Consider the following 26,613-nt stretch of genomic DNA (forward strand, 5'->3'; position numbering starts at 1 on the left):
GCCTTTGAACAGCAGATGCTGGAATACATCAACCGCGCCCGCCTCGACCCCACGGGGGAGTTCGACGCGCTGATCACTGACGCCGCCAGCGGCACCGGCGCCCAGGCCAACATCACCCAGGCGCTGGACTACTTCGGCGTCGACCTCGATCTCTTCGCCGAGCAGCTTGCCGCCTATGACCCGGTGGCGCCGCTGGCCTGGAACAGCGCCCTGGCCGATGCCGCCGACGGCCACACCCAGCTGATGATCGACACCGAGACCCAGGCGCACCAGATCGGCGACGAGCCGGTGCTGCGCGACCGGGTCGTGGCGGCGGGCTACACCGGCTGGACGCGGCTCAACGAGAACGTCTTTTCCTATGCCGAGGATCCGCTGCACAGCCACGCGGCCTTCTACATCGACTGGGGCGCCGGCCCCGGCGGCATGCAGAGCCCGGCCGGGCACCGCAACGCCATCCTCTCCTCGGGGGTGACCGAGATCGGCATCGGCGTCGCCGCGGCCTCGGGCAAAATCGGCCCCTATGCGATGACGCAGGATTTCGGCACCCGCGCGGACTACCAGTCGCAGCTGCTGGGCGTGGTGATCGACGATGCCGACGGCGATGACTTCTACGACATGGGCGAGGGGCTGGGCGGCATCACCGTCACCGCCACCGGCGCCGCGGGCACCTACACCACCACCAGCTGGGGTGCAGGCGGCTATCAGCTGGTGCTGCCGGACGGGGTCTACGAGGTCAGCTTCTCGGGCGCGGGGATTTCCGGCGACCTGAGCTACACGGTGACCATGGATGGCGAGAACCTCAAGCTCGACGCCATCGCCGACGAGGCGGCGGCAGGAGACCTCGTCTCTTCGGCGGCGCTGATCCAGGGCACGGCGGCGGACGAGCTGCTGCAGGGCACCGGCACGGTGGATCAGACCCTGATCGGGGGGGCGGGTCGGACACGCTGCTTGGCGGCGCGGGCGATGACGTGCTCTTCGGCGATCATGCTCTCGAGCGCCCGGCCGAGGGCGACACGGTCTACCGGCTCTACCTGGCGACGCTGGATCGCGCCCCCAACCTCGAGGGTTACGGCAACTGGTCGGAGCGGCTCGAGAGCGGCGAGATGACGCTCGAGCAGGTCGCGGCCGGCTTCACCGGCAGCCCCGAGTTCCAGAACACCTACGGCGCGCTCGACAACGAGGGCTTCGTCACCCTGCTCTACAACAACGTTCTGGACCGCGACCCCGATGCCACCGGGCTGGCGAACTGGACCGCGCGGCTCGACGATGGCTCCTGGAGCCGCCCCGAGGTGGTGCTGGGCTTCTCGCAGAGCCCCGAGTTCATCGGCAACACCGCGGCGGATGCGGCGGCCTACGGTATTCACCACCACGCTATGACCGGCGAGACCGTGGCCTCCTGGGGGGATGATGTCTTCCGGCTCTACCAGGCGACGCTGGACCGCGCACCGGATGTCACCGGCTTTGACAACTGGAGCGGCCGGCTGGCCGACGGGCAGTCCTATCTCGGGGTGGTCGACGGATTCGTGCAGAGCCGCGAGTTCCAGAACACTTACGGCGCGCTCGACAACGGTGATTTCGTCAACCTGCTCTACAACAACGTGCTGGGCCGCGAGGCCGATGCCACGGGGCTGGAGAACTGGACCGAGCGGCTCGACAACGGCATGAGCCGTGCCGAGGTGGTGCAGGGCTTTGCCCAGAGCGCCGAGTTCACCGCCGGTACCGAGGCCGATTACGAGGCCTGGATGCGGAGCCAGGGCACCGATGACGTGCTCGAAGGCGGCACCGGCGAGGATGTTCTGGTCGGCGGGACCCATGCGGATCTGTTCATCTTCACCAGCGGCGGCAGTGCCACGATCGCCGATTTCGAGGGCTGGGACACGCTGCGCCTCGAGGGCTTCGACTTTGCCGATGCGGCAGAGGCGGAAGCGGCCTTCGTACAGGACGGCGACGACCTGCTGCTGACCGCGGGCGGCTCGGACCTGGTGCTGCTGGGCACCGATCTCGAGCTGATGACCGGGGCGCGGCTCGAGCTGGCCTGAGGGCCGGAGCCGAAAACAGTCTCTGATCCGGGCGATCTCGCCCGGATCGATCCTTTCTCGAGGCCTCCCCAAGGGGCGCCCGGGCCGTTGCGCTTCGCGCGCGCGGCGGCGCAGGATCCGCTTAAGGGCGCTGCGCCTACCCTGCCTGCCATGAGCCTCCGCGAGGGGGGCGCCGCGCAGGGAGCCGCCGCATGTCCGATCTGTCCGCCAATCTCTCGCTGCCCTATCTCGCCCCGGCGCAGGCGCAGAAGCACGTCATCCACAACGAGGCGCTGCTGCGGCTCGATGCGCTGGTGCAGCTGGCGGTGCAGAGTCGCAACCTTTCCGAGCCGCCCGCCGCGCCCGCGCCCGGCGCGCGTTACCTGCTGCCCGCTGGGGCGAGCGGCGCCTGGTCGGGGCAGGGCGGGGCGCTGGCTTTCTGGGACGGCAGCGCCTGGCAGTTCCTTGCGCCGGGGCCGGGCTGGCGCGCTTTCGTGCTCGACGAGGCGGCGGCGCTGGTCTGGCAGGGCGGCGATTGGCAGGAGATGCCGCTGCCCGGCCGGGGCCAGATGCTCGAGCTTGGGGTGAATGCCGCGCCCGACGCGGTGAACCGGCTGGCGGTGGCTTCGGAGGCGACGCTGTTCAGCCACGCCGGCGCCGGTCACCAGCTGAAGATCAACAAGGCGGCGGCGGAGGATGCCGCCAGCCTGCTCTTCCAGTCCGGCTGGTCGGGCCGGGCCGAGATGGGCTGCGCCGGGGGGGATGATTTCGCGGTGAAGGTCTCGGACGATGGCGCGAACTGGCGGACCGGGCTGAGCGTTTCGGCGGCCACGGGGGTGGCGCATCTGCCGCAGGGCGCGCGGGTCGATGGCGCGCTCTCTGGCTCGGGTGTGCTCGGCACGGTGGCGCAGGCGGCCGGCGAGAGCACCGGCGCGCTGCTCGAGCAGGGCTCGGGCGCGGCGGGCAGCTATTTGCGGCTGGCGGACGGCACGCAGCTTTGCTGGCATAGGCTGACCAGCAGCGCGGCGGGGGTGGTCGGCTGGAACTACCCGGCGGGGTTTGCCGCGCCGCCCGTGGTGAGTGGCAGCTGTGCCTCGGGCGCGGCGCAGCTGCTCTCGGTGGGCGCCGTGGCCGCGGGCAGCGCCGAGATCTCGGCCTGGGACCTCAGCGGCGCGCGGGTCGCCACCGCCTGCGCGGTTCTGGCAGTGGGCCGCTGGGTCTGACGCCCCGGGCTCAGCGCGCCCGCGGCGCCTGCAACTCGGCGAGGATCTCCCGCAGCCGCCCGCCGTAGCGGCCGGCGATGGCGTCTACCGAGAAATTCTCCCGAATGTGGGAATAGGCCGCCTCGGCCTTGGCGCGGCTGGCCTCCGGATTGTCGCGCGCAGCGCGCAGCTGGCGGGCGGCATCGGCGACCGAGGGCTCGGCCCAGAGCGAGCCCTCGCGCACGAAGATGTAATCGCCCTGCTCGAGCGGCACCTCCTCATAGTCCACCAGCCAGGCGGTCTCGTCGGAGCAGAAGTCCATGTTGCCGGAATAGGCGGTGCAGATCACCGGCACCTTCAGCGCCATGGCCTCGATCATACCAAAGCCCCAGCCCTCGGACTTGTGCAGCGAGATGTAGCAATCCGAGCCGGCCTTGAGCTGCAGCAGGTCGCGGTAGCTCAGCGTCTCGTTCATCACCACGATGCGCGGATCGCTCTCGATGATCGCGTCGACGCGTTTCCAGAGCGCCACCTGCACCGGGTCGAAGACCTTGGTGCGGTTCTGCGTCTTCACCACCAGCCGCGCCTCGGGCACGCCCTCGAAGGCCTGCTGGAAGGCTTCGAGCACCGCCACCGGGTTCTTGCGCTGCACGAAGGAGAAGCTGTCGAAGGCGACGAGGCAGACGTGGTGGCTCGCATCGAAGCCGAAGCGCGCCTCGACGAAGCCGCGGGCGGTCTCGCGGGTGATGTCGGGGTGCTCCTCGTAGCACATGCCGACGTTGACCACCGGCTTGCCCTCGGCCCCCGGCTTGTAGATCCGCAGCCCGTAGTCGGTGGAAACCCAGATCTCATCGAGCAGCGACATGCCGAGGTAGTGGCAATAGGCCGGCATGTCGAGTTCCCAGAAGAAATAGCCGATGTTGTAGGCGCCCGAGAAGACATCGGGCTGGTAGGCATAGGCCAGCGGCACGGATTCCGCGTTGAGATGCAGCAGGTTGATCTTCGCCGGGCCGTAATCCTCGATCAGCGTCTCCGAGGAGAAGCCCTCGGGCGCCGGGTTGTCGAGGTCGAAGTCGACGCCGCGCACGTCGAGCCCGGTGGCGCGCAGGATCTCGGCCGAGAGCCGCGTGGCCTGGCCGAGGCCCGAGGCCTTGGCGAGCGGGCCGATGAGCTGCACGTCGACCTCGCGGCGGGTGGGATCGGGCAGCGGCATGGCGGCGGCCTCGAAACGGTTGCCGGCCTGGTCGAAGGTCAGGAAGGCGCGACTGCCGAGATCGAAGTACTTGCGGCGCAGCGCCGCGGCGTAGCGGGCGCGGGGCAGGGCAATGGGCTGGAGGGTGGGCTCATCACCCTCTTCGAGGAGGGCGTTGATGAAGAGTTCGAGTTCCGAGGCTCCGCCGGAAGCGCCCGGGGCGAGCAGCGCGTCGATCTGCTCCTGCGGGATGTAGCGCAGCAGGTCGGGGCGCTGCGCCGCCTGCAGCAGCAGCACCAGCATCAGGGTCTTGCGGCCCTCGGCGGTTTCGATGTCGAGGAACTTCAGCTTTGGGTTCTCGGCGTGGAAGCGCGCGGCGAACTGGCTCAGCGGGAAGGCGGCGAGCCGGCGAGCCGGGGGCACCTCGCGCAGCGCCTCGGCGACCTCCTCCGGCACCAGGCAATCCTCGAAGTAGAGCGTGGCCACGTCCTGATGCACCCACCAGAACAGCACGTCGAGATAGGCGTCGCGGTCGTTGAGGTTGAGCCGCCCCAGCATGTCGGGCCGGCCCATGAGCCGCCACCACATGACGCGGGTGAGCGTGCTGGTCTGCCCGCCCATGGTCTGCGGCGCGTTGAGATAGGCGATCTGCTGCGCCGAAAGCGGGATGCGGTGCTTCTCGCCGCTGCGGTAGGCGGTCATGTACCAGTAAAGGTAGTGGTCCTGGCACTCGAGCCCGGGCTCGACCGGGTAGCGATCATCCAGCCGGTAGCGGTAGCGCACGTAATCGAGATAGGCGGGCTGGCCGCTCTCGGGGATGTCCGGCACCAGCCGGTCGGTGGTGAAGAGGTTGCGGTGCCGGTCCAGCGCGGGGCGCGGCTCGGGCGCTGCCGGCAGGGCCTCGGCGGCAGGCGTCCCCTCCAGCAGCGCGTGCATCGCTGCCAGCTCGCGCTTCAGCGCAAAGCGGCAGCGGGTCATCAAATCGGCGCCGACGCCGGGGGTGTCTTCCTCGACCGCGAGCTGCAGCCGCCCCAGCTCGACCGCCTCCGGCCCCTCGGTGCGCAGCTGCAGCGCGCCGCCAGCCTCGGCGATCTTCTGATAATGGGTCTCGGTCAGGCCGAACTGGAAGCCGCAGGTCGCCTCGCCGCCGGTGGCGACGCGCACGTCCTCGCGTAGCTCGTCGGCGATGCGCGCATCGAGCAGGGTGGTCCCGGCATAGAGCCCGACCGGCACCCGGCCCTTCTTGCTCTCGCGGTGGATCACCCAGCCACGGATCACCCCCTCGTCGGAGAGCCCGTCGAGATTGCCGCGGAAGGCGCCGTGGTACTGGTGGCCATCGGGCGGCGGCGGCGGGCCCTTCAGCACCCGGCGGGCGGTGGAGCGGAGCTTGGAGAGCAGCGGGCTCATCGGGATTTCCTTGGGCAGAAGGGCAGTCGGTGGGTCAGGCGGCTCAGGCGAGCGCGTCGTAGTCGGACTTGGCCATCATCCGCGCCAGCGCGCGAATGTCGGTGCGCGCCTCCCAGCCGAGCTTCTCGCGGGCCTTGGTCGCATCGCCGATCAGCAGGTCGACCTCGGCGGGGCGGTAGAACTTCGGGTTCACCTTCATCACCAGCTTGCCGCTCTTGCGGTCGGTGGCGGTCTCGGCTTCTCCCTCGCCTTCCCAGGCCAGTTCCATGCCCAGCTCTTCGGCGGCATAGGTGAAGAAGTCGCGGATCGTCGTGGTCACCCCGGTGGCCAGCACGTAGTCATCGGCCTCCTCCTGCTGCAGCATGCGCCACATGCCCTCGACGTAATCGCCGGCAAAGCCCCAGTCGCGCTGCGCGTCCATGTTGCCGAGCTCCACCGCCGCCTCGCCGCCGCGGGCCAGCGCCGCCAGGCCGAGGGTGATCTTGCGGGTGACGAACTCGGCGCCGCGCAGCGGGCTTTCGTGGTTGAACAGGATCCCCGAGCTGGCGTGCAGGCCGAAGCTCTCGCGGTAGTTCTTGGTGATGTAATGGCCGTAGACCTTGGCCACGCCATAGGGCGAGCGCGGGTAGAGCGGCGTGGTCTCGCTCTGCGGCACCGCCTGCACGAGGCCGAACATCTCGGAGGTCGAGGCCTGGTAGAAGCGCACGTCCGGGCGCAGGCTGCGCAGCGTGTCGAGCACCCGCACCACGCCCATGGCATCGACGTCGGAAGTGTAGATCGGCAGGTCCCAGGAGGCGCCGACGAAGCTCTGCGCCGCGAGGTTGTAGAACTCGTCCATCTCGATCTTCTGGATGGTGCGGAAGATGTTGTTCTGCTCGGTCAGGTCGAACTCGTGCAGGGTGACCTGATCGGCGATCCCCAGCAGCTCCAGCCGGAGGGTCTCGGAATGGGAGATGCGCCGCACCCCGCCGTGGACCTCGTAGCCTTTCTCGAGCAGCAGCTTCGCGAGATAGGCGCCGTCCTGCCCGGTGATGCCGGTGATGAATGCTGTCTTCATGGGGTCCTGCCTCTGAAAGTCCCTGTCCGGGCGGTATGCGCCGCCTTCTTGGTCCCTCTCCTGCGCCCCCGTGCGGGAGGCAAGATCAGGTCCTGCGATGTGATAGAGGCCCGGTGGGGGGGGATCAAGCGCACAGGGCCCGCGCCGTGCCCCGGGGGCAGGGTGCTACATGCAAGACACGGCTTGGGGGCAGAGGCAGGCTCAGCCGCGGCGCAGCCGGGCCAGCGCGCCGCGCAAGCGCTGGTGCAGCGGCCAGCGCGGGGTGATGGCGTGCAGCGCGAGGCCGATCTGCCGTTCGTCGGATCCGGTGCCGTCCAGAAGCGGGCTGGCGAAGATGTCGATCTCGAGTGTGAGCGCGGTGCTTTCGGCCCCCGGGGCGTGGCGCGGCGAGGCAAGGCGCAGGGTCACCGGCTCGGCACTGGTGAGCACGCGTTGCAGCACCGGCTGGCCGGGGCTCAGCAGGCGCAGCGTGGCGGGCCGGTCGGGGCGGGCGGTGACGGCCTGCAGGGTCAGGCGCAGCGGCACCGGCTGCGGGAAATGCCCGGCCGAGATTTGCAGCATGGCGTGCGGGCTGCGGCTCAGGGCGGGGCCCGTGTCCCCGGGGTGCCAGCCGAGGCCAAGCCGGATTCCGGTGCCGAGCTCGCGCCCTTCCATGGGCTGCTCGAAACGGCTGTGAGGCGGCAGCAGCATGGCGTTCATCCCTCCGGCGTCAGGCTGAGGTCGAAGAGCCCGAGCCCGGCCAGGCCGCGCTCCTGCCCGAGGCCGAGAACCGCCGGGGTGGCCGAGGAGAGCGGCTCGATCAGCAGCACCGCGGGCGCGGCTTGCAGGTCGGCCGCCTGCAGTTCGAGGTCGAGCTCCACCGGGGTGCTGCTTTGCCAGCGCGGTTCGGCCAGCAGCCTGCCGTTGCAGGAGATCCGCGCGCCCGAGGGGGCCTCGGGGCTGGCCACCGGGCGCAGGCTGAGCGTGAGGCGCTGCGCTGGGGCGCCGGGCAGGATCGGCAGGAAAAGCGCCAGTTGCGGCGCGCGCGATCCGGCGCCCCAGGCGGCACTGGCCTGGAGGCCCGGGGCGAGCAGGGCGCGCTGCGCCGCGAGGCCGAGGTCGATCTCCTGCGGCAGCAGGCCAAAGCTCCAATCCTGCGGGTTGGGAAGCAGATAGAGCGGGTTGCAAAGCTCGGGGTCGAGCAGCCGCGCGAAGCCGAGACCGAGGCCGGGGGGCAGTTCGAGCACCAGCGGCAGCTCGCCCGCCCCATCGAGCGCGCTGGCGGGCAGGCGCAGCAGCAGGTCGCCGGGCAGGCCGGTGCCGGTGACCGGCGCGGCATAGAGGCAGGCCCTGCCGCACTGGACGCGCAGCTCGGCGGTCTCGCCGTCGGCGCGTGTGCCGCTGATGCCTAGGTGCAGCAGGAGCGCCTCCTGCCCGGGGCGCAGCGCGCGGTCTCCGCGCAGCCAGAGCTCGGCGCGCGGCGCGGAGGTCCGGCGCAGCCCCTCTTCCGGTGCCTGCCAGCCGGCGCCGAAGCGGATCTTCTGCTCGGTCGCCTCGCTGCCGGCCTGGGCGATCTCGCCGGCGAGCAGCGGTGGCAGGATCTGGTCGGGAGACGTCTCTGGGGGCGTTTTGGGCGGGCTCTGCAGCGCGCGCTGGTAGGCCTCGGCGGTGGCGTGGGCATAGCCCTCCCAGGACATGTGCCGGGCGACATGCGCGCGCAGCGCGTCGGCACGGTCGGCGGCGTCCGGGTCGGCCAGCGTGGCCGCGAGCGCGGCGCGCAGGCTCTCGGGGTCGGCGGGATCGCAGTAGCGCGCGAGGTCGCCGAAGTATTCGCGCTCCGAGGAACGCTCCGAGAGCACCAGCGGCACGCCCGCCGCCGCCGCCTCGAGCGCCGCGAGCGAGGCGCCCTCGGCCCAGCTCGGCAGCACGAAGGCGCGGGCGCCTGCCAGCGCCGAGCGCAGCATCTCGCCGCCGGGCTCGAGCCGCCCCGGGCGGATCAGCCGCTCCCCGAGCTCAGAGCGGATCCGCGCGGCATAGCCGGGATCGCCGTCATGGCCGACCAGCACCAGATCGAGCGGCAGGTCCCGCAGCGCCCGCGCGAGGCTGAGCTGGTTCTTGCGCGGCTCGACGCGGCCGATGCAGATCACGTAATCGCCGGCGCCCGCGGGCAGGTGGGCCTGCCGGAAAAGCGCCGGATCGCCGCCCGGCCAGAGCGCCGCATCGACCGGGTTGTGGACCAGGCTGGCGCGCTCGGGCGGCACCTCGGCGCCGAGTGCCGCCAGCGCCGCGCGCTCGGCCTCGCTGAGGAAGATCACGTGATCGCAGAGCGCCAGCATCTCGCGCACCATGGCGTGATAGCCCGGGGCGATCTCGTGGTGCTGGCCGCGGGTCTGCAGCTGGCGGCGCAGCGCGGCGCGGGTCTGCGGCGGCAGATCCGGCTGCTGCAGGGGCTCCCAGAGCGGCATCTCGCTGAAATCGAGGTAGATCGGCGAGAAAACCACCCGCTTGCCCGCGGCCCTGAGATCGCGCAGCGCCGCCAGAGCGCTCTCGGGCGGCCAGACGTTGAAGAGATGCACGGTCTCCTCGGGGATCTCCGCGGCGCTTTCGTAGAGCCCGGCCTCTGCGGGCCAGCCGATCTGCCGCAGCGCCTCGGCGCTGCGCGGCACCCGCACGCTGGGGCCGCCGAGCGTGCGGTCCTCGCCGCCATGCAGCAGCAGGCGCACGGGGGCGAGGGAGGGGTCGGTTTCGGCCATGCGTCTCTGGGGTGTCTCTTCGGGCGAGGGATGTGCCAAGGTTCTCGCAGAGCCCGCGCGCAGCGGCAAGCGCAGGGCACGGGGCGGCGCCTGTGGCGTGGCTGCCGCGGCACGCAAGGCTGGCGGCGCGGATCTGGCAAAGCCGGGGCGGGGCGGATAGCTAGGAGCAAAAGCATCCGGCGCCGCGCCTTTCGGGGGCGGAGCCGGGCGGGACGGGAGCATCTCTTGAAGCGATTTCTGGCAGCGGCGCGCATCGGACAGAGCCCCTATTTCGACCGCTCCTGGTACGTCCGGCGCTACCTGCCGGGCGCGCGCCCGGTCTTTGCGGCGCTGCACTACCTGCGCGAGGGCGCGGCCGCCGGCTTCGATCCGGGACCGGGGTTCAGCACCCGCGGCTATCTCGCCGCCCATCCCGATGTCGCCGCCGCCGGGGTGAACCCGCTCTTGCACTACGAGCGCTACGGCCGGGCCGAGGGGCGCGAACTGACGCCGCCGCTGGGGCCGGTCGCCCGCCCGGAGCGGGAGGGACAGCAGGCCGCCGAGATGGCGGTGATCGTGCATGCCTATCATCTCGAAGTCTTCAACGAGCTGCGTCGGGCCCTGGAAGCCTTCCCCGAACACGCCGATATCTATGTCAGCTACCCGCGCGGCTCGAAGGCCCATGACGAGGCGCTGATCCGCGCGAACTTTCCCGGCGCGGTGCCTGTGGCGGTGGACAACCTCGGGCAGGACGTGGGCGCCTTCCTGCAGGTGCTCGAGCGGATCGACCGGCGCGGCTACCGGGTCTTTTGCAAGCTGCATTCGAAGATGGGCGACAAGCTGCCCGCGGTCTGGCGGGAGATGCTTCTTCGCGGCACGGTCGGCTCGGCGGCGCGGGTGGCGGAGTTTGAAGCGATCTTCCGCGACCACCCCGAGGTGCTGCTCGGCGGCGCTCGCGAGCTCTTTCTGCACGGGCCGAGCTACCTGCTGGGAAATGCCGCGGCGCTGACCGGGCTGCTGGAAAGGGCCGAGGTTCCTCCCGACGTGCTCGAGAGCGATTGGGGCTTTTTCGGCGGCACCTTCTGCTGGCTGCGCGCCGAGCTGGTCGAGCGGCTGATGGCCTGCCTCGGTGCCGGGGAGTTTCATCCCGGGCCGGTGCAGCGCGATGGCCAGTTGGCGCATGCCGGCGAGCGGTTGCCGGGGCTGCTGGCGCAGGCGATGGGCGGGCAGGTGGCGCTGGCCTCCTGCCTCGATCCCGAGGCGCCGGTCACGGTGCTGCCCGGGCTGCCGCCGGAGGCGCCGCGCCGCAACATCCCGATGACCGAGCTGCTTGGCGGGCTGGGCACGCGCTGGATCACACCGGCGGTGGCGGCGATGGCCGCGGGGCAGGCGCCGGGGCTCGGCGCGGACCGGCGCTACAGCCCGGCGGCGCGGGCCGCGGCACCGGTGGGCGATTATGCCATTCTCACCCCGACCGGCGACCGGCCCGAGGCATTTGCCCAGTGCCTGCGCATGGTGGCGACCCAGAGCCTGCAGCCAAGGGAATGGATCGTGGTGGACGACGGCGCGCGCCCGCTTACCGAAGATATCGCGCTGCCGGACTGGGCGCGCTACGTACGCCGCGCCCCGGGCCCGCAGGATCCGCCGCACACGCTGCCCTGCAATGTGCTGGCGGGACTAGAGCACCTCAGCGCCGAGCGGGTGCTCATCTTCGAGGATGACGACTGGTACTCGCCGCTCTACGCCGAGTTCCTGCTGCCTTGGCTGGACAGCTTCGATCTCGTCGGGCTCAACCTGATCCGCTACTACCACCTGCAGGGGCGCGCCTGGAAACATGGCTTCCAGCCCGCCCATACCGCCTTTGCCCAGAGCGGCTTCCGCCGCGGCCCGGCCTCGGAATGCCTGGCGCGGGTCTGCCGCTCGGAGAACGACGAGCTCCGCCGGCAGGGGCTGGTCGACCGCCACTGGTGGCACGGCTTCGAGGGGCCCAAGTACCTCATCCAGGACCACCCGGCCCTGCATCTGGGGCTGAAGGGCGGCTCTGGCCGTCCCGGGCTCGCCTCGGGCCATGACCGCGCCGAGGTGGATTACATCCCTGACCCGGAGGGGGCGTATCTCGCCGGGGTGCTGGGCCCGGATAGGGTGTATTACGAGGGCTGAGCGGGGCGCCTACTGCGCAGGTTGGATGGGAGCAGTGCAGTCTTCTCGAGTGAAGCCGAGCTTCTGTAGGAACTCTCGTGCAAATGCGGAGCGGGGTGACGTCATCGCCCGCCACGCCTCGAAGAACGCCGGATCCTCGCGCAAGTTCGGTCCGCCCTGCAGTTCGGTGTACAGCGAGAAGGCATGCGCGTCGCTGTCAGCAGTCACCCGGGCGAGATATCTTTCCGCGTTGCCGGTAAAGATGATGTCGGGCGCGACGAGCTCGACGATCTCGGGGTGCAGGAAGGGCGTTCTGAGATGGACAACTCTGCTAAACACGGCACTCAGCTGCTTCAGCATCATGCGGAAGAAAGAATCTCCGAACATGAGGACAGTCCCGTCGTGTTCGGCCCCGGGATTGAACAGAAGGTCAATCATCCCGTTGTTGAATCCCCCCGGGCTGCGCAATTCGGTTACCGGCCAGTTGGCGTCTAGAACCACCCCCTCCTGAAACAGCCGGGGAGTGAACTTGTTGCCCAGATCGCCGCTCCAGCGCTGGGGCTTCATAATCCGGGCTTCGATCTGTGTGAGCGCACGTTCTGCCTGTATGTCCACGCGGGCCAGCATCAGGCGCAGCACGGCAAGCGAGCCGTGATCCGTCAGATGCGTGTCGAGCTTCTGGAAGGCTGGCTCAGGGGCGTCGTGCAACTGATCGGCGGGGTAGAGGACAAGGGGGCGGGTCCGATCGCCCAAGTGCGCCGTGTAGAGATCTCCAAGCCGCGTCACCGGCTGATAGGGAAAGGCCTCGGTCATCACCGATTGCTTGTCGGGAAAGATCACATGTGCAAAGCGGGCCCCTGCAGCGGATGCGATCTTGCCGCGCGAGGCGATATTTCTTTCGAAATTCGCCAGCGAGTCCGGGCCGGGCCGCCAAGCCCCGGTGGCATATTTCAGCACCGAATGATTGCCGCCGATGAGGAAGGCGACGCCGTCCTCCGTCAATAGAGCGTCGCCCTCGATGGTGATGCCAGATGTGGCGACCGGGTTTGAAACCTCGACTTTCTGGGCGGGTGGCTTGGTCGCCGGAGCTCCTGTGGCGATGCGTTCGAGAACATGGCGGATCCCTGCCCAGGACGGCATGCCGAGGGGCCCCTGCTCCACCATCGAAGAGACCAGTCTCAGCTCTGCAGTTTTGCTCGCCTTGGGGCTACCGGTCGGTTTGTAGCGATGTCTCGGGGTCTCGTTGCGCGCGGTGATCGGCGTCTCGGTCGCGGTTTCCCAGTCGATCACTTCTGCGCTTTGCCAGAATTCGGGTTTCGTCCCAAAGCGGGTGGCAAGCTGCGGCGAGAGATCCGCGCCACCAGCAGCCAGGATGATCGGGTGACAGCTTTCCACGGTATGTTGCCTGAGACAGTCCTCGAGTGGCGGTTGCCCGGGGGCGGGATCGAGTGGCATGACGATCAGCCCCGCATCGGCCAGCTTTCTGCTGCCGGTGGCTCCGAGCAATGTGACCAAGATATCCAGCCAGACCGAACGCCCGGTCAGCACAACAGGCCTTCCGGCGCTGTTCCTGATCTTCTTAGCGAGGGCGACCATATCCGCCTCGACCGTCGCCACTGCACGCTCGTATGCGGTCAACGCGTCGAGCCCATCGAACAGCATGCCGCTCAATAGCAAATAGCCGATCTGGGAAGGGTTGGAGGAGGGATCAATGAAGAGGCGGCGGACATCATGCATCGGCCTTCTGAGCAGCGGCGCCAGATCGACAACATCAAGATCGGGAAGCCGTGCAACGATCTCCTCATAGGTGAAGACCGGATGCTGGTAGCGGCCGTCCGTGATGTGCTTGCCCGCCATACGGTCATGCACCTGCCGTCCGAACAGGCACCAGAAAACATAGCGTGCTCGGTTCCCGAACCGGTCGTGCCAAGCCTGCAGGGCCGCCATGCTGCGGTCAAGCATGGCCCTGTCGTGCTCCGGGGTCAGCGCCTCCGGGGCGATCGCAAGAAATCCATCCTGCAGCAGTGGCCCGGACTTGGCTTCGGCATCAAGAAGGATGCCGTTGCCAAAGCGGAAGTCCGGAACGAGAAGGGCGAGGTGGCCATGTTCGCCAAGCGTGGCAGTTGCCCGGTCGAACAACATGCGGGACCAGACAGGCGCGCCGCCAAGGCCGCAGAACTTCTCGGGAGGCAGCGGGCCGGGAACCACGCCGTCCCGCAGGTGCCATTGCCAGCGGATCGCATGTGACGGGCCAACCACCATGTCTGGCTTTCGGGGCGTCTTGCCCAGCTGTGCCAGTTGTTCGGGTGAAAAGAACTTGTTCTTCATGCATCCGACCATGGCGGTTTGCCAAGGACCTGTCATCTGCCCATTGCGCTGACGTTTCGAAAACAGCCGCGCCGCTTCCTGCCGGTCACCGCTGGCGAAAGCTAGTTGCAGGAGTTGCCAATCATGATCGGCAGAGATCAGGGGCTCGTCCCTCAAATGGCGCAGATAATTGGCGGCGCCGTCCCTGTTCCGGGCGCGCACAAGATTTATTGCATGACCATGCATGGCTACGACCGTGGTCGCGGGGTCGAGAGAATGCCCGGCCTGCTTGGCTTGCGCCAAAAGCGTGACCGCTGCATTGGAAAAACGGCAGGCCAATAGCAGCTTGCCACGGCGCGCCAAGGCATTGGCTGCACCGGTCAGGGCCACGGGCGAACGGTGCCGCTCGCGACGTATTGCACTCCGGAAGGCTTGTAGCTCAAAGGTACCATCAAAGATGCTGCGGATTGTTGCAGACAGCATTCCGCATTCCAGCAACATGCGCATGCAGGAATGCTCGGAGAAATCGAGCGGTACCAGGTGAATACCGTCATGGTCCTTCGTGATCATGTCGATATGCTGCTGGTCCAGAGAAAATCTCGGGTCCGAAAGTAGCCAGGTGTTCGCAGTCGGCGCGTGATCCAGCCAGCTGTCGTCATATCGCGCAATGCGCTGGCGGTCGTCCATCCAGCGAGGGTCGAAGCTGGCGCGCGTCAGATCGACACTGGCCTGAGGGTAGAGTGCCAGAACGCCGGTCGCCCCCAAGGGTCTGGCAAACATCAGCGCTCCGGTGCCGCCCATGCTGGCACCATATGTCCAGACCTCGCGACCGGGAGGGATATGGCGCCGGATCGTTTCGATGGCCTGAGCCATATCCTCACTCTGCCACCAGTGGTTCCACTTCGGCACGACATGGAACGCCGAGATCCCGGCTTTCGTGAAATACTCGCGGCCAAACCCTTCCTGTCCGCTAACCGGATGGCGCTGAGGGCCGGGCAGGCGTGGCGTGAACGTGACCACCACTTGCCGGCTGTTCGGGCCGGGCACCAGGATCACGGCGACATCCTCTGTTTCGAACAGGATGTCGGCGCCGGAAGGGGGATGGCTTACCAAGTCAAAGCGTCCCTTGATTTTGCTTGTGCGATTTGGGTTTCCTGCTGCTCTCTCAATGCCTGTTCGATCCGGTCGTGCATCTTCACCGCCAAGGGTTGCGGGGCGTGGTTCAACGGCGCCTCGGGATCGATGGGAGCACCGAGCGGCTTGCCAGCGACCTCTGCGGCATGGCCGAACAGGCGTTCGACGACATGCGCCAAGGCGCCGTCATTGGCGCCGGTCTCGGCTGCGAAGGACGTCATCGACAGCCCGAGCGAGGCAACCAGCGGCCGCAGGCAGGCCGGACGCACCCAGAACATCGTGCCTGCAAAGAAGCCCTCGGCCTCGGCCTCGTCAAAGGCCATGTGGGCGAGCACGCCGCGATCGTGGTAGGGATACTGCACCAGACCAAGGTAATGCGGCTCGGGGCCGACCATCGTCACGTCTGGACCGCGCCGGAAGGCGGCGAGGATCTCGCTCACCCGCTCCCGGCTGCCCAGAAGCGCCGCGAAGGCCTCGTCGCGCCACAGATCGCCAAGTTCCGGCCGCAGCCGCCCGGCCAGATAATAGCCGCGCTTGGTCTGTATCTTCAGCACCGCATCGTAGGCTTTATCCAGCAGGGTCGGCAGCAGATCGACAAACGGCCCGATGTCGCGGCCGCGATTGGCCGCGTGGTAGAACTGGGCCTGGGGATAGGCCTCGCGCACCATGGCCTCGATCCGCCGGCTGCCCCAGTCCGGCAGGGTTACGATCAGGTCGAACGCTTCGGGGATCGCCTCGAGACGGCTCAGGAGCTCGGGTACCAGGTCGCGGTAATAGAGGTGTGCAACCACCGCCACGCGGCTGCTGCTGCGGGCCAGCCCCTGGCGGATCGCGCCAAGGTCCGCCTTTCGCCGCGCTGCCTCCGATGGCGTCAGCGCATGCTCCGGCAGGATGCCGGAGGTGGTGTCGAGCACAAGCCGGGCCGCGGCTGTCAGGTGCTCTTCCAGCCGTTCCTTGGAGACCCCCGGAAGCCGCTTGCGCGGGACCCGGCGTTCGATCAGGCCGCGCGAGCGGTAATGCGCGAGCGGCGCGGCGCCAACCGCTTTCACGTCGGGATATTTGTCCAGGTAGAAGGCTGGGTCGAGAATTTGGCCTTCGGATGCGATGGTCGCGACACCTTCCGGCGTGGCCAAGGCGCCCCGCAGCCAAGTGCTGAACCCCTCGATATCGGACTTGCCGGAATGCGTCAGGAGCCGACGGGCCGCCGGCACCCAGGCAGTGCTGTCCTGATCGCCCGCCTGTCCTGTCGTGCCCGGGACGACCGGCGCGATGACCGGCGTGCCGAACTCCTGTTGGCCAGCAATCGACTGGCCGGAAAAAGCCCAGGATTCCGCGTAGCGCTGTGTCGAGGCCGAGGTGATCCGCCAGAAGCCCTTGGCCACGGCTGCCGCATCATCGCCGTGCTGGCGGTAGAGCCGGTCGATGATGCCGATGCGGCGTTCGAAGGAGGAGATGTCGGAGCGGATCTTTGCGGATTGCAGGTAGCCGCCGAGGAAGAAGCGGCGCAGCAGGCCGATGCCGTCTAGATAGGCTTCGCGATCGAAGCGGCCGGCGAGGAACTCGTCGAGTGTCGGGAACAGGTCGCGCGGCTTGTAGATGGCGTCTCCGAGCACGACCACGGGCTTGTCGAAGTAGAGCGCTTCGAAGCCGACCGAGCTGTTCACGGTGACGGTGAGATCCGCCAGCGAGATGAGCTGCGGGTTCGAGGGCCGGGTCTCGCCGGGTTCGAGCCAGATGACCTGATCCGCCCATTGCCGCAGCTCGACCTTTGCGACGCTTTCCGCCATCGCTCCCTGCGGCCGATGCTTGGTCGCGGGATGGGGGGTGATGATTGTGGTATAGCCCGCGGCCGCCAGCTTCGGGACCGCATCCAGAACGACATCCCGCAGCGACTGGTAGGGCGAAAAGCGCAGAAGATTGGCGTCGTCGAAGAGTTGCAGCGGCAGGAACGCAAGCTTCTCCACACCCGCAACCCGCGCCAGAAGATCGCCGGGCATCGGAGCAACCTGCAGCTCGTATGGCATGGCCTCGATGTTCTGGGAATAGGCCAGCATCGCCTCAGCGCGCGACATCGGAACGTCTTCAACGATCTCACGCAGGTCGGCAACCGTCAGCTTCGGCACGATCCCCGAGCCGTTGGTGCCGTAGGGGTCCATGACCAGCGAGTCGAAGAACGGCGGCCGGGTGCAGCCGAGCTCCATACCGATCCGGGTGATCTCCCGGTCCTTGATGAAATTGGTCACCGCGCCATTCTCGCCCCAATGTATGATGACGTCGAAGGGGAAGCGCCGCCAGATGCGCTCGAGGACGGCTTCGTAGTCCTTGGCGATTTGGCCAGTGCCTGCCATCAGGTTCAGCCAGTGAGGAAACCCCTGACCGACCCAAGGCACGTTGTAACGCGAGAAGATCGCCTCATCTTCCTTGGTGGACCTGATCAGGCGCAGATCGGCGGTCGTGAGGGCGTCCTTCAGTAGATCGAAGGTTGCGGCGTTTGCGTAGATCCGAGTGTCGAGCCGGGGGCCGGTCTCTAGCAGCGGTGCAAAGCTCTGCGCAACATCCTTGAAATGCGTGAATACGTTCCGGATCGGATGCGGTTCGACGTAGAACAGAACTCTCATTGCAAATCTCCCAGAGAAATCAGCTCGTCCACGGAATAGGTGTCTTTCAGGAAATTCATGTTCCGCTCCGCCATGCTGCGCTGGTCAGAAGGACTGAGGGGTTCCGACAGGGCCTCGTGCCAGTCGTTGGGATCGGCGGCCAAGGTCAGGTGTTCCGCTCCAATGGCCTGCATGTCCGGAATCGGGCTGGCGACGAGGCGGCATCCCGAAAGCGCCGCCTCAAGGAATTTCACGCGTGACTTGCAGGCATTGAATGCACTGTCTTCCAGCGGAGCGATCACCGTGGCGCACATGGTCATCAGGCTTGGTAGACGGAGATAGTTGACGACCTGGGCCGTCATCACATTGGGCAGCGCCGCGATGCCGCCCGGGACGAGGACCGGTCCGACGACCAGCAGGGTTATGTCGCTGTTTTCCGACAGCACCCGATGCAGCGCGGCCTCGACGACCGGGAAATCCCGGTCATGGCTCTTGGTGCCTGCAAAATAGCCGATCATTCGTGGCGATCGCTTCCTGTATGCGGTCCCGAGATCGTCATGGAAGGTCAGCATGGTCTCTGACACGATGTTTGGAACTACCCGCACATCGGCACCGGGGTTGAATTCGCGCGCCCGGGCCGCGAGCGGCTCGGTCGAGGCAGTGACCTTGTCGAAAACCTGCAGTGCCTCGAGATTGTTGGCAAAGGCCGCAGAGGCGCGATCCGGGGTCAGCGTGCCGTTCTTCACCGCCGAGGAAATCATCGCGATCTCCTCGGTGCCGAAGATTAGGTCGTCGTAATCGGCGATCAGGCAGCGTCCGAGCCGGCGCAGCGTGCTGATGACCTCGAGAAATCCACCACGGGATATATTGGGGCGGTGGAAGATATAGACGTCATAATCGAAGGAGGGGTTCTTGTAGAACTGGTTGGCGGAATAGACAGCGCAGAAATGGCCGCTCTTCTTTAGCGCCTCGCTCGGATGGTAGGCCCGGTAGCGCACGGAAGGATCGAGAAGCGGCCTGTCCGCCCGGCCGGTTTCGGAGACAAAGCAGATCGTCTTGCGTTTCATAAATGACCTATTTTGAAGTCGCGTTGATTACCTGGCACTTGCATAAGGACGCAGGGGGGAGATTTCCGCAAAAGAAATGCCCTATGGCTCTTGCGCCGTGCCGCTGCGGTGGCAGGGAGGAGCCCATACGGCATGGCGTGGCTGGTGGTTTTGTGGGCCGCTCCGGGGCCGGGCATGAGCATGCCTAGACCGCTCACTTGCCCTCGAGCTCCGCCAGAGGCTTTCTGTAGCGCTCTTCCATGATCTCGCGGATGCGCCCGGCGTGCCGCGCGTCGGCGATCTCCAGCACCATCTGCCGGGTCTCCAGCCCCGAGCGCAGCTGCGCCTCGCGCGAGATGCCGGTCCAGACGCCGCCTGCGTGCTGATGATAGACGCTCATCTCTTCTTTCAGAAAGCCGATCGGGCCGAAGCGCTCGAAGAAGAAGGCCATGGCGATCTCGTTGAAGCGCTCGCGGAAGAGTCGGTCGGGCAACTCGGGCAGCAGCTTCGTCCTCAGCATGCAGGAGGAGAAATTGGCGATCAGGTTCATCGACGGATCGGCGAGGAAATCCTCGCCGCGCAGCTTGGTCGTGGTAAGCCCGGTCTGCCGGTCTAGGAAGGACTCCTTGCCCGAGGGCAATTGCCGTACTCGGATCATCGAGAAGACCATCGAGCAGTCGTCGTTCTGCTGAAGGAAGCGCGCCTGCTTTTCCAGCTTGCAGGGATCCGTCCAGAGATCGTCGCCCTCGAGAATGGCCAGGTAGTCGCCGCTGGCGGCCTGGAAGAGGTGGCGGAAATTGCCCGAGATGCCGAGGTTCCGCTCGGGGCTCACGTCACGTACCAGCATCGGGAAGCGCTTCTGCCAAGCGCGGATCCGCTCCCGCGTGCCATCGGTCGAGCCATCGGAGGAGACGAGGATCTCGTGCCGGAAAGCGCCCAGTTGCGCGACCGCGCTGGCGATGGTGGCGTCGATATAGGCCTCCTGGTTGTAGGCCGGGATCATGGTGGTGATGCGGATCATGCGCCGTGCAGCCTCTTCATTGTCTGGGACACGCCTTCGAGCGAACAGGCCTCGCCAAGCGCGGTCTCGGAGATCTCGCCCTGCATCGACACCAGCGCGACCCGGTTGTCCGGGTCCTGCCAGAGCGCAAGACCAAGCGCCCGCTCAAGGCCGTGCTCGATCGCGCCGTCGCGCAGGAACTGCACGCTGTAGCCCTCGGAGTCGCACATGTGGCGCGCCAGCTGCAGGTAGATCTGCGGCCGCACCCAGAACATCGTCCCGGCGACGAAGGCCCAGTCGCTCTCTAGGTGATCTGAAAGCCCGGTTTCGCCGGCGAGCAGCGTCAGCTGATCGAGGCTGGCGGGGATCGAGTTGCGGATGCCGTGCTTGTAGAAATCGCCGCTGCAGGCCATGGCAAGATGCGCGTCCGCGCGAAAGCGCTCGACGATCTCGTCCACCAGATCTGCCGAGCCGAGCAGTGGCTCGAGCAGGCCGCGCCGCCAGGCATCGCCCCAGGGCTCGACGTCCCGCTTGGTATGGATCTTGAGCAGCAGCTGGTAGCTCTTGAAGGTCGAGATCAGCTCGAGGAAGGGGCCGATGTCCGCGCCGGCATTGGCATAGCGCAGCACCCTGGCGTGCGGATAAACCTCGCGGATCAGCGCCAGCGCGGCGTGGTCCTCGTCGAGCGAGGTGGTGACGAAGAGGTCGAAGTCGAAACGGATGTTGCGCAGGTACTCAAGGCATTCCGGCACCCGGTCAGGGTGGAAGACATGCAGTTGCACTGCCACCCGGTAGGCCGAGGAATCGAGGATCGTCTCAGCCTCGAGCGTGGCCGGACGCGCCTTGGCGCGCACCTGCTCGAGCAGATCCTGCAGCGACTCGCGTGAGACATGCTCCTTGTTGGTGATCCGCTCGGCGCTGCCGTCATCGTAGGTGACGCCGACATAGGGCAGCCCGACCACCCGGGTGCGCGTGGCGACATTCAGGATGAAATCCCAATCGACCAGCCGACGCAGGTTCTCGTCGAAGCGCAGATCCCGGAACGGGCCGGACCAGCGCAGGAAGAAGCAGTTCAGGTCTATGAAGTTCTCCTGGAGGCAGGATTCATAGTCGAACTCGGCATAGAGTATGAATTTCGACTGCCCGGCATCATCCTGGATATCGGCGGCGCAATAGCCGGCGGAAGTCTCTGCCCGCGTCGCGTGCTTGAGCATGAATTCGATCATGCGCGGGTGCCAGGAATTGTCGGAGTCGAGGAAGAAGATCCAGTCGCCACCGGCCAGGTCGAGCCCGGTGTTGCGCGCGCCTGAGACCCCCTTCTGATACCCGTTGACGGCCCGTACAAGGCGTGGATCGTCGATGTCGCGCAGGATCTCGGCGGTGTTGTCGCTGCTGTGGTCGTCGACGACGATTAGCTCGAAGTTTGCATGAGTCTGCGCCAGCACCGACGCGATGGCCGCCGGCAGCAGCGCGCCGCGGTTGTACGTGGGCATGACGATCGAGACCTTGGTCCCGGCGTGGTCATGCGGTAGGGCCTCCAGCTCCCCGGTCATCGCGTCATGCGCTGCCCAGTCCCACTCGCGGTTGCGGCGTCTGAAAATCCGGCCACACTTCTGCCGAAGGTGCTGCGTGCCGTCGTCTATGACCGGATAGGTGGGGCGACGCTCGGACTGTCCGGCGCGGAGGTAATGCAGGAGCGGGTCCATGCCCGACGATCGGATGTCGCGGTTGGCGTTGCGGTAGCTCGGGGCGCAGAAGCCCGGCGAGGGGCTGCGTCCCATGCGGTGACCGATCCAGAGATAGTGCTCGACCGGATCGACGCCGAGTAGGGACACGTCCTTGTAGCGCTCAAGATACCAGGCCGCGTCGAAAAGCCCTGAGGCCTTCACCAGGTCTATATCCGCTTGAGAGACGCGTTGCTTGAGGTCCATTGTCGGCTCCGGGAAAGGATGTGCCGGCGCGGCGCCGGCGAAGGGCAGGGGGGCTCAGCGGCTAGGACTCAAGAGGTTCGGCCTCCGCGCAGGAAGTCGATGGTCCGCCGCAGCGGGCTGGTCAGTTTCCAGGCGGTGCTGGAGAGCACCGCGTCGATCACTCCCTGCGCCTGCTGCTCGCGCTGCCGCGCCTCAGCGAGCTGCTGCGCCAGAGCGTTTTGCTGGGTCTCAGCTTCGAAAAGCAGGCTGCTCAGGCTGGCCAGTTCCTCGAAGCGCTGCTCGAGGCGAAACTCTAATGTGCGGATCCGCGCGCTGTCGTCCACTTCGCCCTCCTCCGCCTCCGATGCGGGGGCATTGTCCTGCCAGGGCTCCGACAATGCCACGCCTGTCTTTCGGCGGGCGAAGGAAGGATTGTGCCGCGCCGCCTCGATGAAGACGTCGAGCAGGGCCGCGGCGCGCTGGAACTCCGCGTCGAGCTGGTCGAGTGCGGCATGGTCCGCTGTCTCCTCGCCGGTCTCCTGCCAGCGGCGCAGGATTGCATCGGCCTGCTGTAGCCAGCCCGCCTCATGGAGGGCGGCGCCTGCGGCGCTGTATGGGATCGTTTGGAAGAGAGTTTCGGGGGCATTCTCAAGCGCTGCATCCACCTGCCGCCCCGCCTTGGCGGTATTGCGCGGGAATGAAAAGCCTAGGGTCTTCTCGAGCGCCGTGAGCTCCGCCCGCCAGTCGCTCTGCAGCCTTTCGCTGCAGACGTGAGCTCTTAGCTGTCCGCGGGTGGCGCGCTCGCTGGTCAGCGCCGCGCGCAGCCAGGCGAGCTGCGACGCCTCGGGGGGTAGCGTTGCGTCAGCCTTAATGTCGCGGGCGCTGCCGGGGATGTGCAGATAGGCCAGATCGTAGCCGCAGCGGCGCAACGCCGCGCTCCAGAAGGGCACCAGCAGCGCCAGCCGCGGCTCCCAGAGCAGCGGCATCCGGGCGCCGTGGAATTGCTGGCGCAGCAGCGCTTCGGCCTCGCTGAGAAAGCCGTCGTAGACCGGGGAGTCCTGCCAGGAGACGGGCAGCGGGGCTAGATCGCTCCGGTCCCGATCAAGGCAGGCGAAAATCTGATCATGCAGCGCCACGATCTCGGGAGCGACCGCGGCGGGCTCCGTGGCGGAAGCGCCTGCGGGCAGGTTGCAACCGAGGCGCTGCAGGATGCCGCACAGCTGCTCGGCGCCCGCGGGCCGAGAGCCGAGCACCACCAGGCAAAGTGGCCTTTGGCTGCCAGGGGTTTCGGTCGGGGATTGGGTTTTGGACTTGGTCATGCGGCCTCGCGGTCCGTTAGGCTCATGCCTTGAGGCCCGTGGTATCGCGCAGTAGCCCCATCAGATACCGCCCGTAGTCGTTCTTGCGGAATTTCTCGGCCCGCGCCGCGAGCTGCTCGCGGTCGATCCAGCCTTGGTCGAAGGCGATCTCCTCGGGGCAGCCGGCCTGCTGGCCCTGACGCTTCTCCAGAGTACGCACGAAGTTGCCCGCGTCGAGCAGCGAGCCATGGGTGCCGGTATCGAGCCAAGCGTAGCCGCGGCCCATGCGCTTCACGTCGAGCTGGCCCTCGTGCAGGTACATTTCCAGCAGCGTGGTGATCTCCAGTTCGCCGCGCGGCGAAGGCTCGACCTTCTTGGCGCGCTCCGGTGCTGATCCGTCGAGGAAGTAGAGCCCGGTCACCGCGTAGTTCGAGGGCGGCACCTCGGGCTTCTCGATGATCGAGGTGGCGCGGCCGTCCGCATCGAAATCCACCACGCCGTAGCGCTCGGGATCGGCGACGCGGTAGCCGAAGACTGTGCCGCCGCTCTCGCGAGCATCGGCCTGGGCCATCATCTCGGGCAGCCCGTGGCCGTAGAAGATATTGTCCCCCAGCACCAGCGCCGAGGGGGCACCGGCGAGGAACTCCTCGGCCAGGATAAAGGCCTGCGCCAGCCCGTCGGGGCTCGGCTGGACAACATAGGTGAGCGAGATGCCCCACTGGCTGCCGTCGCCGAGGGTGCGCTGGAACTGCTCCTGGTCCTGCGGCGTGGTGATCAGGCAGATCTCGCGGATGCCGGCGAGCATCAGCACCGAGAGCGGGTAGTAGATCATCGGCTTGTCGTAGATTGGCAGCAGCTGCTTCGACACGCCGAGGGTGATCGGGTAGAGCCGGGTCCCGGAGCCCCCTGCGAGGATGATGCCTTTACGCTTGGTCATTTTACACGTTGCCTCAAGTCGGGAGTAGGTCTGGGAAGGAGAGCATTCGCGGGTCAAGATGCCCCGCGTAGAGCGCCAGGTCGGCGGCGTAGAGATCGGCGACGCGCCGGGCCAAATCGGCATCGTAGAGCCGGTCATGGGCAGGCAGGCGGCCACCGCGCTTCAGATCGGCGAGCTTGATCAGCGGCAGGTCGGCAAAATCGCCCGTCTCGATCTGCGTCAGCCGGTCGGTGCCATGGCCGGTGAGCGCGCGGGCATCCTGCACCTCGAACCCGATCTCGTCGCGCAGCACAGGGATAGCCTCGGCGAAGCGCTCGAGCGCGAAAACCCGGCTGTAGCGGTCGTAGACCAGGAAATCCTGCTGCGGACGCCAGTGGATATTGCTGCTCAGCAGGTTTGGCTGTTCCAGCAGTTGCACGAAGTCGCGAAAGCTCAGCCGATCGGGATCGAAACCGTCGCGGGTCAGCCGGTGGAGTTGCCAGAGTTCGGGGGTTTTGTCGACGATCTTGTCGAGAAAGACGCTGGCCAGCCGGGCATGTGGGCAGCGCAAAACCGTGAAGCTGAAAGGCGCGCGCACCAGCTCGGAGAGGCTAGCGGCGAATGTGCCGTTGTTGAGGTGGATCCAAGTCCAGTCCTCGGCGCCGGCGATGCAGTTGTTCGCCAGCGCCAGCGAGTAGCGCAGCGTTGAGCAGGCGTTTTTTGGAATGAAGCTGTAGATCGCCCCCGAGGGGTAGTGGGTCAGCGCGTGACGCGCAGCAAGGCCATGCGCCGCGTTCTGCGACAGCGTCACATCCTCGGTCCGGGCGTATCTTAGTAATCCCGTCACGTGGCTGCGGTCCTCCGGCATGCGCGTCGCCCGGTCATGCCGGGGTCTTCGGCGCCGAGTTTCCGGTGCCGAGCCGCTGGCCGACCCCCGCGCGGGCCTGCAGCGGGCGCCACCAGGCCTCGTTGTCGAGGTACCATTGCACGGTCTTCTCAAGGCCTTCCTCGACGGTCACCGAGGGGCGCCAGCCGAGCTCTTCGCGGATTCGGCTCGGGTCGATGGCGTAGCGCGCGTCATGGCCCGGACGGTCGGTGACGAAAGTGATCTGGTCGGCGTAGGAGCCGCTCTGCTTCGGGCGCTTGGCATCGAGGATGGCGCAGAGGGTCTTCACCAGCTCGAGGTTGGTGCGCTCGTTCTCGCCGCCGATGTTGTAGCTGCGCCCGAGCGCGCCCTTTTCCACAACCAAAAGCAGCGCATCGGCGTGGTCCTCGACGTAGAGCCAGTCGCGGATGTTCTCGCCAGTGCCGTAGATCGGGAGCGGTTTTCCGGCCAGCGCGTTCAGGATCACCACCGGGATCAGCTTTTCCGGGAAGTGGTAGGGCCCGTAGTTGTTCGAGCAGTTGGTCAGCACCACCGGCAGCCCGTAGGTCTCGTACCAGGCGCGCACCAGGTGGTCGGAGCTGGCCTTGGAGGCGGAATAGGGCGAGCGCGGATCGTAGGAGGTCTCTTCGGTGAACTGCACCAAAGGATCGGCGGGCAGCGAGCCGAAGACCTCGTCGGTAGAGATGTGGTGGAAGCGGAAGCTCTCGGGCTTGCCCTGCGCTGTCCAGTAGGCGCGCGCCGCTTCGAGCATGTTGTAGGTGCCGGTGATATTGGTCTCGATGAAATCGCCGGGCCCGTCGATCGAGCGATCGACATGGCTTTCCGCCGCCAGATGCATCACCGCGTCGGGTTTATGGGCGGCGAAGATCCGGTCAAGCGCGGCGCGGTCGCGGATGTCGGCCTGCTCGAAGGCGTAGAGCGGACTGCCGGAAACCGAGGCGACGTTGTCGAGGCAGGCGGCATAGGTGAGCGCGTCGAGGTTCACCACCTCGTGGCCGCGGGCGATGGCGAGGCGCACCACCGCCGATCCGATGAAGCCGGCGCCGCCGGTGACCAGGAGTTTCATCGCTGGAAGTCCTCAAAGGTGAAGGGGCTGTCGAAATCCTTCAGCAGGGGGGCCGCGGCGTCTTTTTCCGACAGCACCGCGTTGCTGGTGTCCGTGCCCCAGTCGATGCCGATCCCGGGGTCGTTGAAACGCACCGCGCCGTCGCACTCAGGGGCGTAGTAATCGGTGCATTTGTAGATGATCTCGGTGTCGTCCTGCAGCGTGGCAAACCCGTGCAGGAAGCCTTCGGGGATCAGCAGCTGGCGGCCGTTTTCGAAGCTGAGCTCATAGCCCACCCATTTGCCATAGGTCGGCGAGCCCTTGCGGATGTCCACCGCCACGTCGAAGAGCCGCCCGCGGCCGCAGCGCACCAGTTTGGCCTGGGCATGCGGCGGCGCCTGAAAGTGCAGGCCCCGCACCGTGCCGGTCTTCGCCGAGAGCGAATGGTTGTCCTGCACGAACTCATAGTCGAGCCCCTGCTCGGCCATCCGCGCCTTGTTCCAGCTCTCGGAAAAGAACCCGCGATTGTCACCGAACCGGCGGGGGGTGAGGAGTTTCACCCCGGGGAGGGCGGTTTCTTCTATTTCCAGCATAAACCTTAACTTTTTCGCTTCCGCTGCAGTCTCTTGGTTTGTCTACAGAGGAAAGCGCCGCGGAAAAAGGGGCGATCCGCCCTGAGCGCTTATTCCATGAGCGAAGTGCTGCTTCCGTGGGCGCGTGAGGCAGGAGGAGCATTGCCCTTACTCTT

Annotated in this window: 17 protein-coding genes and 1 pseudogene; 4 read left to right on the forward strand and 14 right to left on the reverse strand. The window is 67.1% G+C overall.

Annotated features, from left to right (window positions below; genetic code table 11):
* Positions 1–15: 15 nt before the first annotated feature.
* The 3 genes and pseudogenes from CEW88_RS25275 to CEW88_RS24655 all read left to right on the forward strand — a co-directional run.
* Positions 16–525 (forward strand): annotated as a pseudogene (locus CEW88_RS25275) (CAP domain-containing protein); the annotation flags it as partial.
* Positions 526–968: 443 nt separating this feature from the next.
* Complete coding sequence (locus tag CEW88_RS23670) at positions 969–2,039, forward strand: DUF4214 domain-containing protein (protein WP_108970848.1); 1,071 nt, start codon at positions 969–971, stop codon at positions 2,037–2,039.
* Between the two features lie 191 nt (positions 2,040–2,230).
* Entirely contained in the window at positions 2,231–3,241 is a 1,011-nt protein-coding gene (locus tag CEW88_RS24655; RefSeq protein WP_159099722.1) for a DUF2793 domain-containing protein, read from the forward strand.
* A gap of 10 nt (positions 3,242–3,251) precedes the next feature.
* Here the strand turns inward: CEW88_RS24655 and CEW88_RS23680 are convergent, their stop codons facing one another.
* The 4 genes from CEW88_RS23680 to CEW88_RS23695 all read right to left on the reverse strand — a co-directional run bounded on the left by CEW88_RS23680 (position 3,252) and on the right by CEW88_RS23695 (position 9,608).
* Entirely contained in the window at positions 3,252–5,819 is a 2,568-nt protein-coding gene (locus CEW88_RS23680) for a glycosyltransferase (RefSeq protein WP_108970849.1), read from the reverse strand.
* A gap of 43 nt (positions 5,820–5,862) precedes the next feature.
* On the reverse strand, positions 5,863–6,876 hold the full coding sequence (gmd, locus tag CEW88_RS23685) for a GDP-mannose 4,6-dehydratase (protein WP_108970850.1): 1,014 nt from the start codon (positions 6,874–6,876) through the stop codon (positions 5,863–5,865).
* Positions 6,877–7,077: 201 nt separating this feature from the next.
* Positions 7,078–7,566, reverse strand: a complete 489-nt coding sequence (locus CEW88_RS23690) for a hypothetical protein (RefSeq protein ID WP_159099723.1) — start codon at positions 7,564–7,566, stop codon at positions 7,078–7,080.
* Between the two features lie 5 nt (positions 7,567–7,571).
* Positions 7,572–9,608 carry a glycosyltransferase gene (locus tag CEW88_RS23695; protein WP_159099724.1) on the reverse strand — a complete coding sequence of 679 codons (2,037 nt, stop codon included), beginning with the start codon at positions 9,606–9,608 and terminating at the stop codon, positions 7,572–7,574.
* Between the two features lie 225 nt (positions 9,609–9,833).
* Here CEW88_RS23695 and CEW88_RS23700 point away from each other — a divergent pair, with 225 nt between their 5' ends.
* Positions 9,834–11,747 (forward strand): rhamnan synthesis F family protein, encoded by a 1,914-nt coding sequence (locus CEW88_RS23700; protein ID WP_159099725.1) that lies wholly within the window; start codon positions 9,834–9,836, stop codon positions 11,745–11,747.
* Between the two features lie 9 nt (positions 11,748–11,756).
* Here the strand turns inward: CEW88_RS23700 and CEW88_RS23705 are convergent, their stop codons facing one another.
* From CEW88_RS23705 to rfbC, 10 genes are all read right to left on the reverse strand, one after another.
* Entirely contained in the window at positions 11,757–15,089 is a 3,333-nt protein-coding gene (locus tag CEW88_RS23705; RefSeq protein WP_159099726.1) for a hypothetical protein, read from the reverse strand.
* A 50-nt stretch (positions 15,090–15,139) separates the two neighbouring features.
* Positions 15,140–17,785 carry a rhamnan synthesis F family protein gene (locus CEW88_RS23710; RefSeq protein ID WP_108970855.1) on the reverse strand — a complete coding sequence of 882 codons (2,646 nt, stop codon included), beginning with the start codon at positions 17,783–17,785 and terminating at the stop codon, positions 15,140–15,142.
* Positions 17,782–18,831, reverse strand: a complete 1,050-nt coding sequence (locus CEW88_RS23715; protein ID WP_108970856.1) for a glycosyltransferase — start codon at positions 18,829–18,831, stop codon at positions 17,782–17,784. The genes CEW88_RS23710 and CEW88_RS23715 overlap by 4 nt, the downstream gene beginning before the upstream one ends.
* Positions 18,832–19,024: 193 nt before the next feature.
* Positions 19,025–19,831, reverse strand: a complete 807-nt coding sequence (locus CEW88_RS23720) for a glycosyltransferase family 2 protein (RefSeq protein ID WP_108970857.1) — start codon at positions 19,829–19,831, stop codon at positions 19,025–19,027.
* On the reverse strand, positions 19,828–21,741 hold the full coding sequence (locus CEW88_RS23725) for a glycosyltransferase (RefSeq protein WP_108970858.1): 1,914 nt from the start codon (positions 21,739–21,741) through the stop codon (positions 19,828–19,830). Before CEW88_RS23725 ends, CEW88_RS23720 begins: the two co-directional genes overlap by 4 nt.
* Positions 21,742–21,809: 68 nt before the next feature.
* Positions 21,810–23,039, reverse strand: coding sequence for a hypothetical protein (locus tag CEW88_RS23730; RefSeq protein ID WP_159099727.1), 1,230 nt, complete (start codon positions 23,037–23,039; stop codon positions 21,810–21,812).
* Positions 23,040–23,061: 22 nt separating this feature from the next.
* Complete coding sequence (rfbA, locus tag CEW88_RS23735; protein WP_108970860.1) at positions 23,062–23,955, reverse strand: glucose-1-phosphate thymidylyltransferase RfbA; 894 nt, start codon at positions 23,953–23,955, stop codon at positions 23,062–23,064.
* A gap of 13 nt (positions 23,956–23,968) precedes the next feature.
* The gene (locus CEW88_RS23740) at positions 23,969–24,802 is read right to left on the reverse strand and encodes a sulfotransferase family 2 domain-containing protein (protein WP_108970861.1); all 834 of its coding nucleotides are present in this window, start codon (positions 24,800–24,802) and stop codon (positions 23,969–23,971) included.
* A 13-nt stretch (positions 24,803–24,815) separates the two neighbouring features.
* Positions 24,816–25,886 (reverse strand): dTDP-glucose 4,6-dehydratase, encoded by a 1,071-nt coding sequence (gene rfbB / locus CEW88_RS23745; protein WP_108970862.1) that lies wholly within the window; start codon positions 25,884–25,886, stop codon positions 24,816–24,818.
* Complete coding sequence (gene rfbC, locus CEW88_RS23750; protein WP_108970863.1) at positions 25,883–26,458, reverse strand: dTDP-4-dehydrorhamnose 3,5-epimerase; 576 nt, start codon at positions 26,456–26,458, stop codon at positions 25,883–25,885. The genes rfbB and rfbC overlap by 4 nt, the downstream gene beginning before the upstream one ends.
* Positions 26,459–26,613 lie beyond the last annotated feature (155 nt).

It is taken from the genome of Alloyangia pacifica (genome assembly GCF_003111685.1).
Lineage (GTDB): Bacteria > Pseudomonadota > Alphaproteobacteria > Rhodobacterales > Rhodobacteraceae > Salipiger > Salipiger pacificus_A.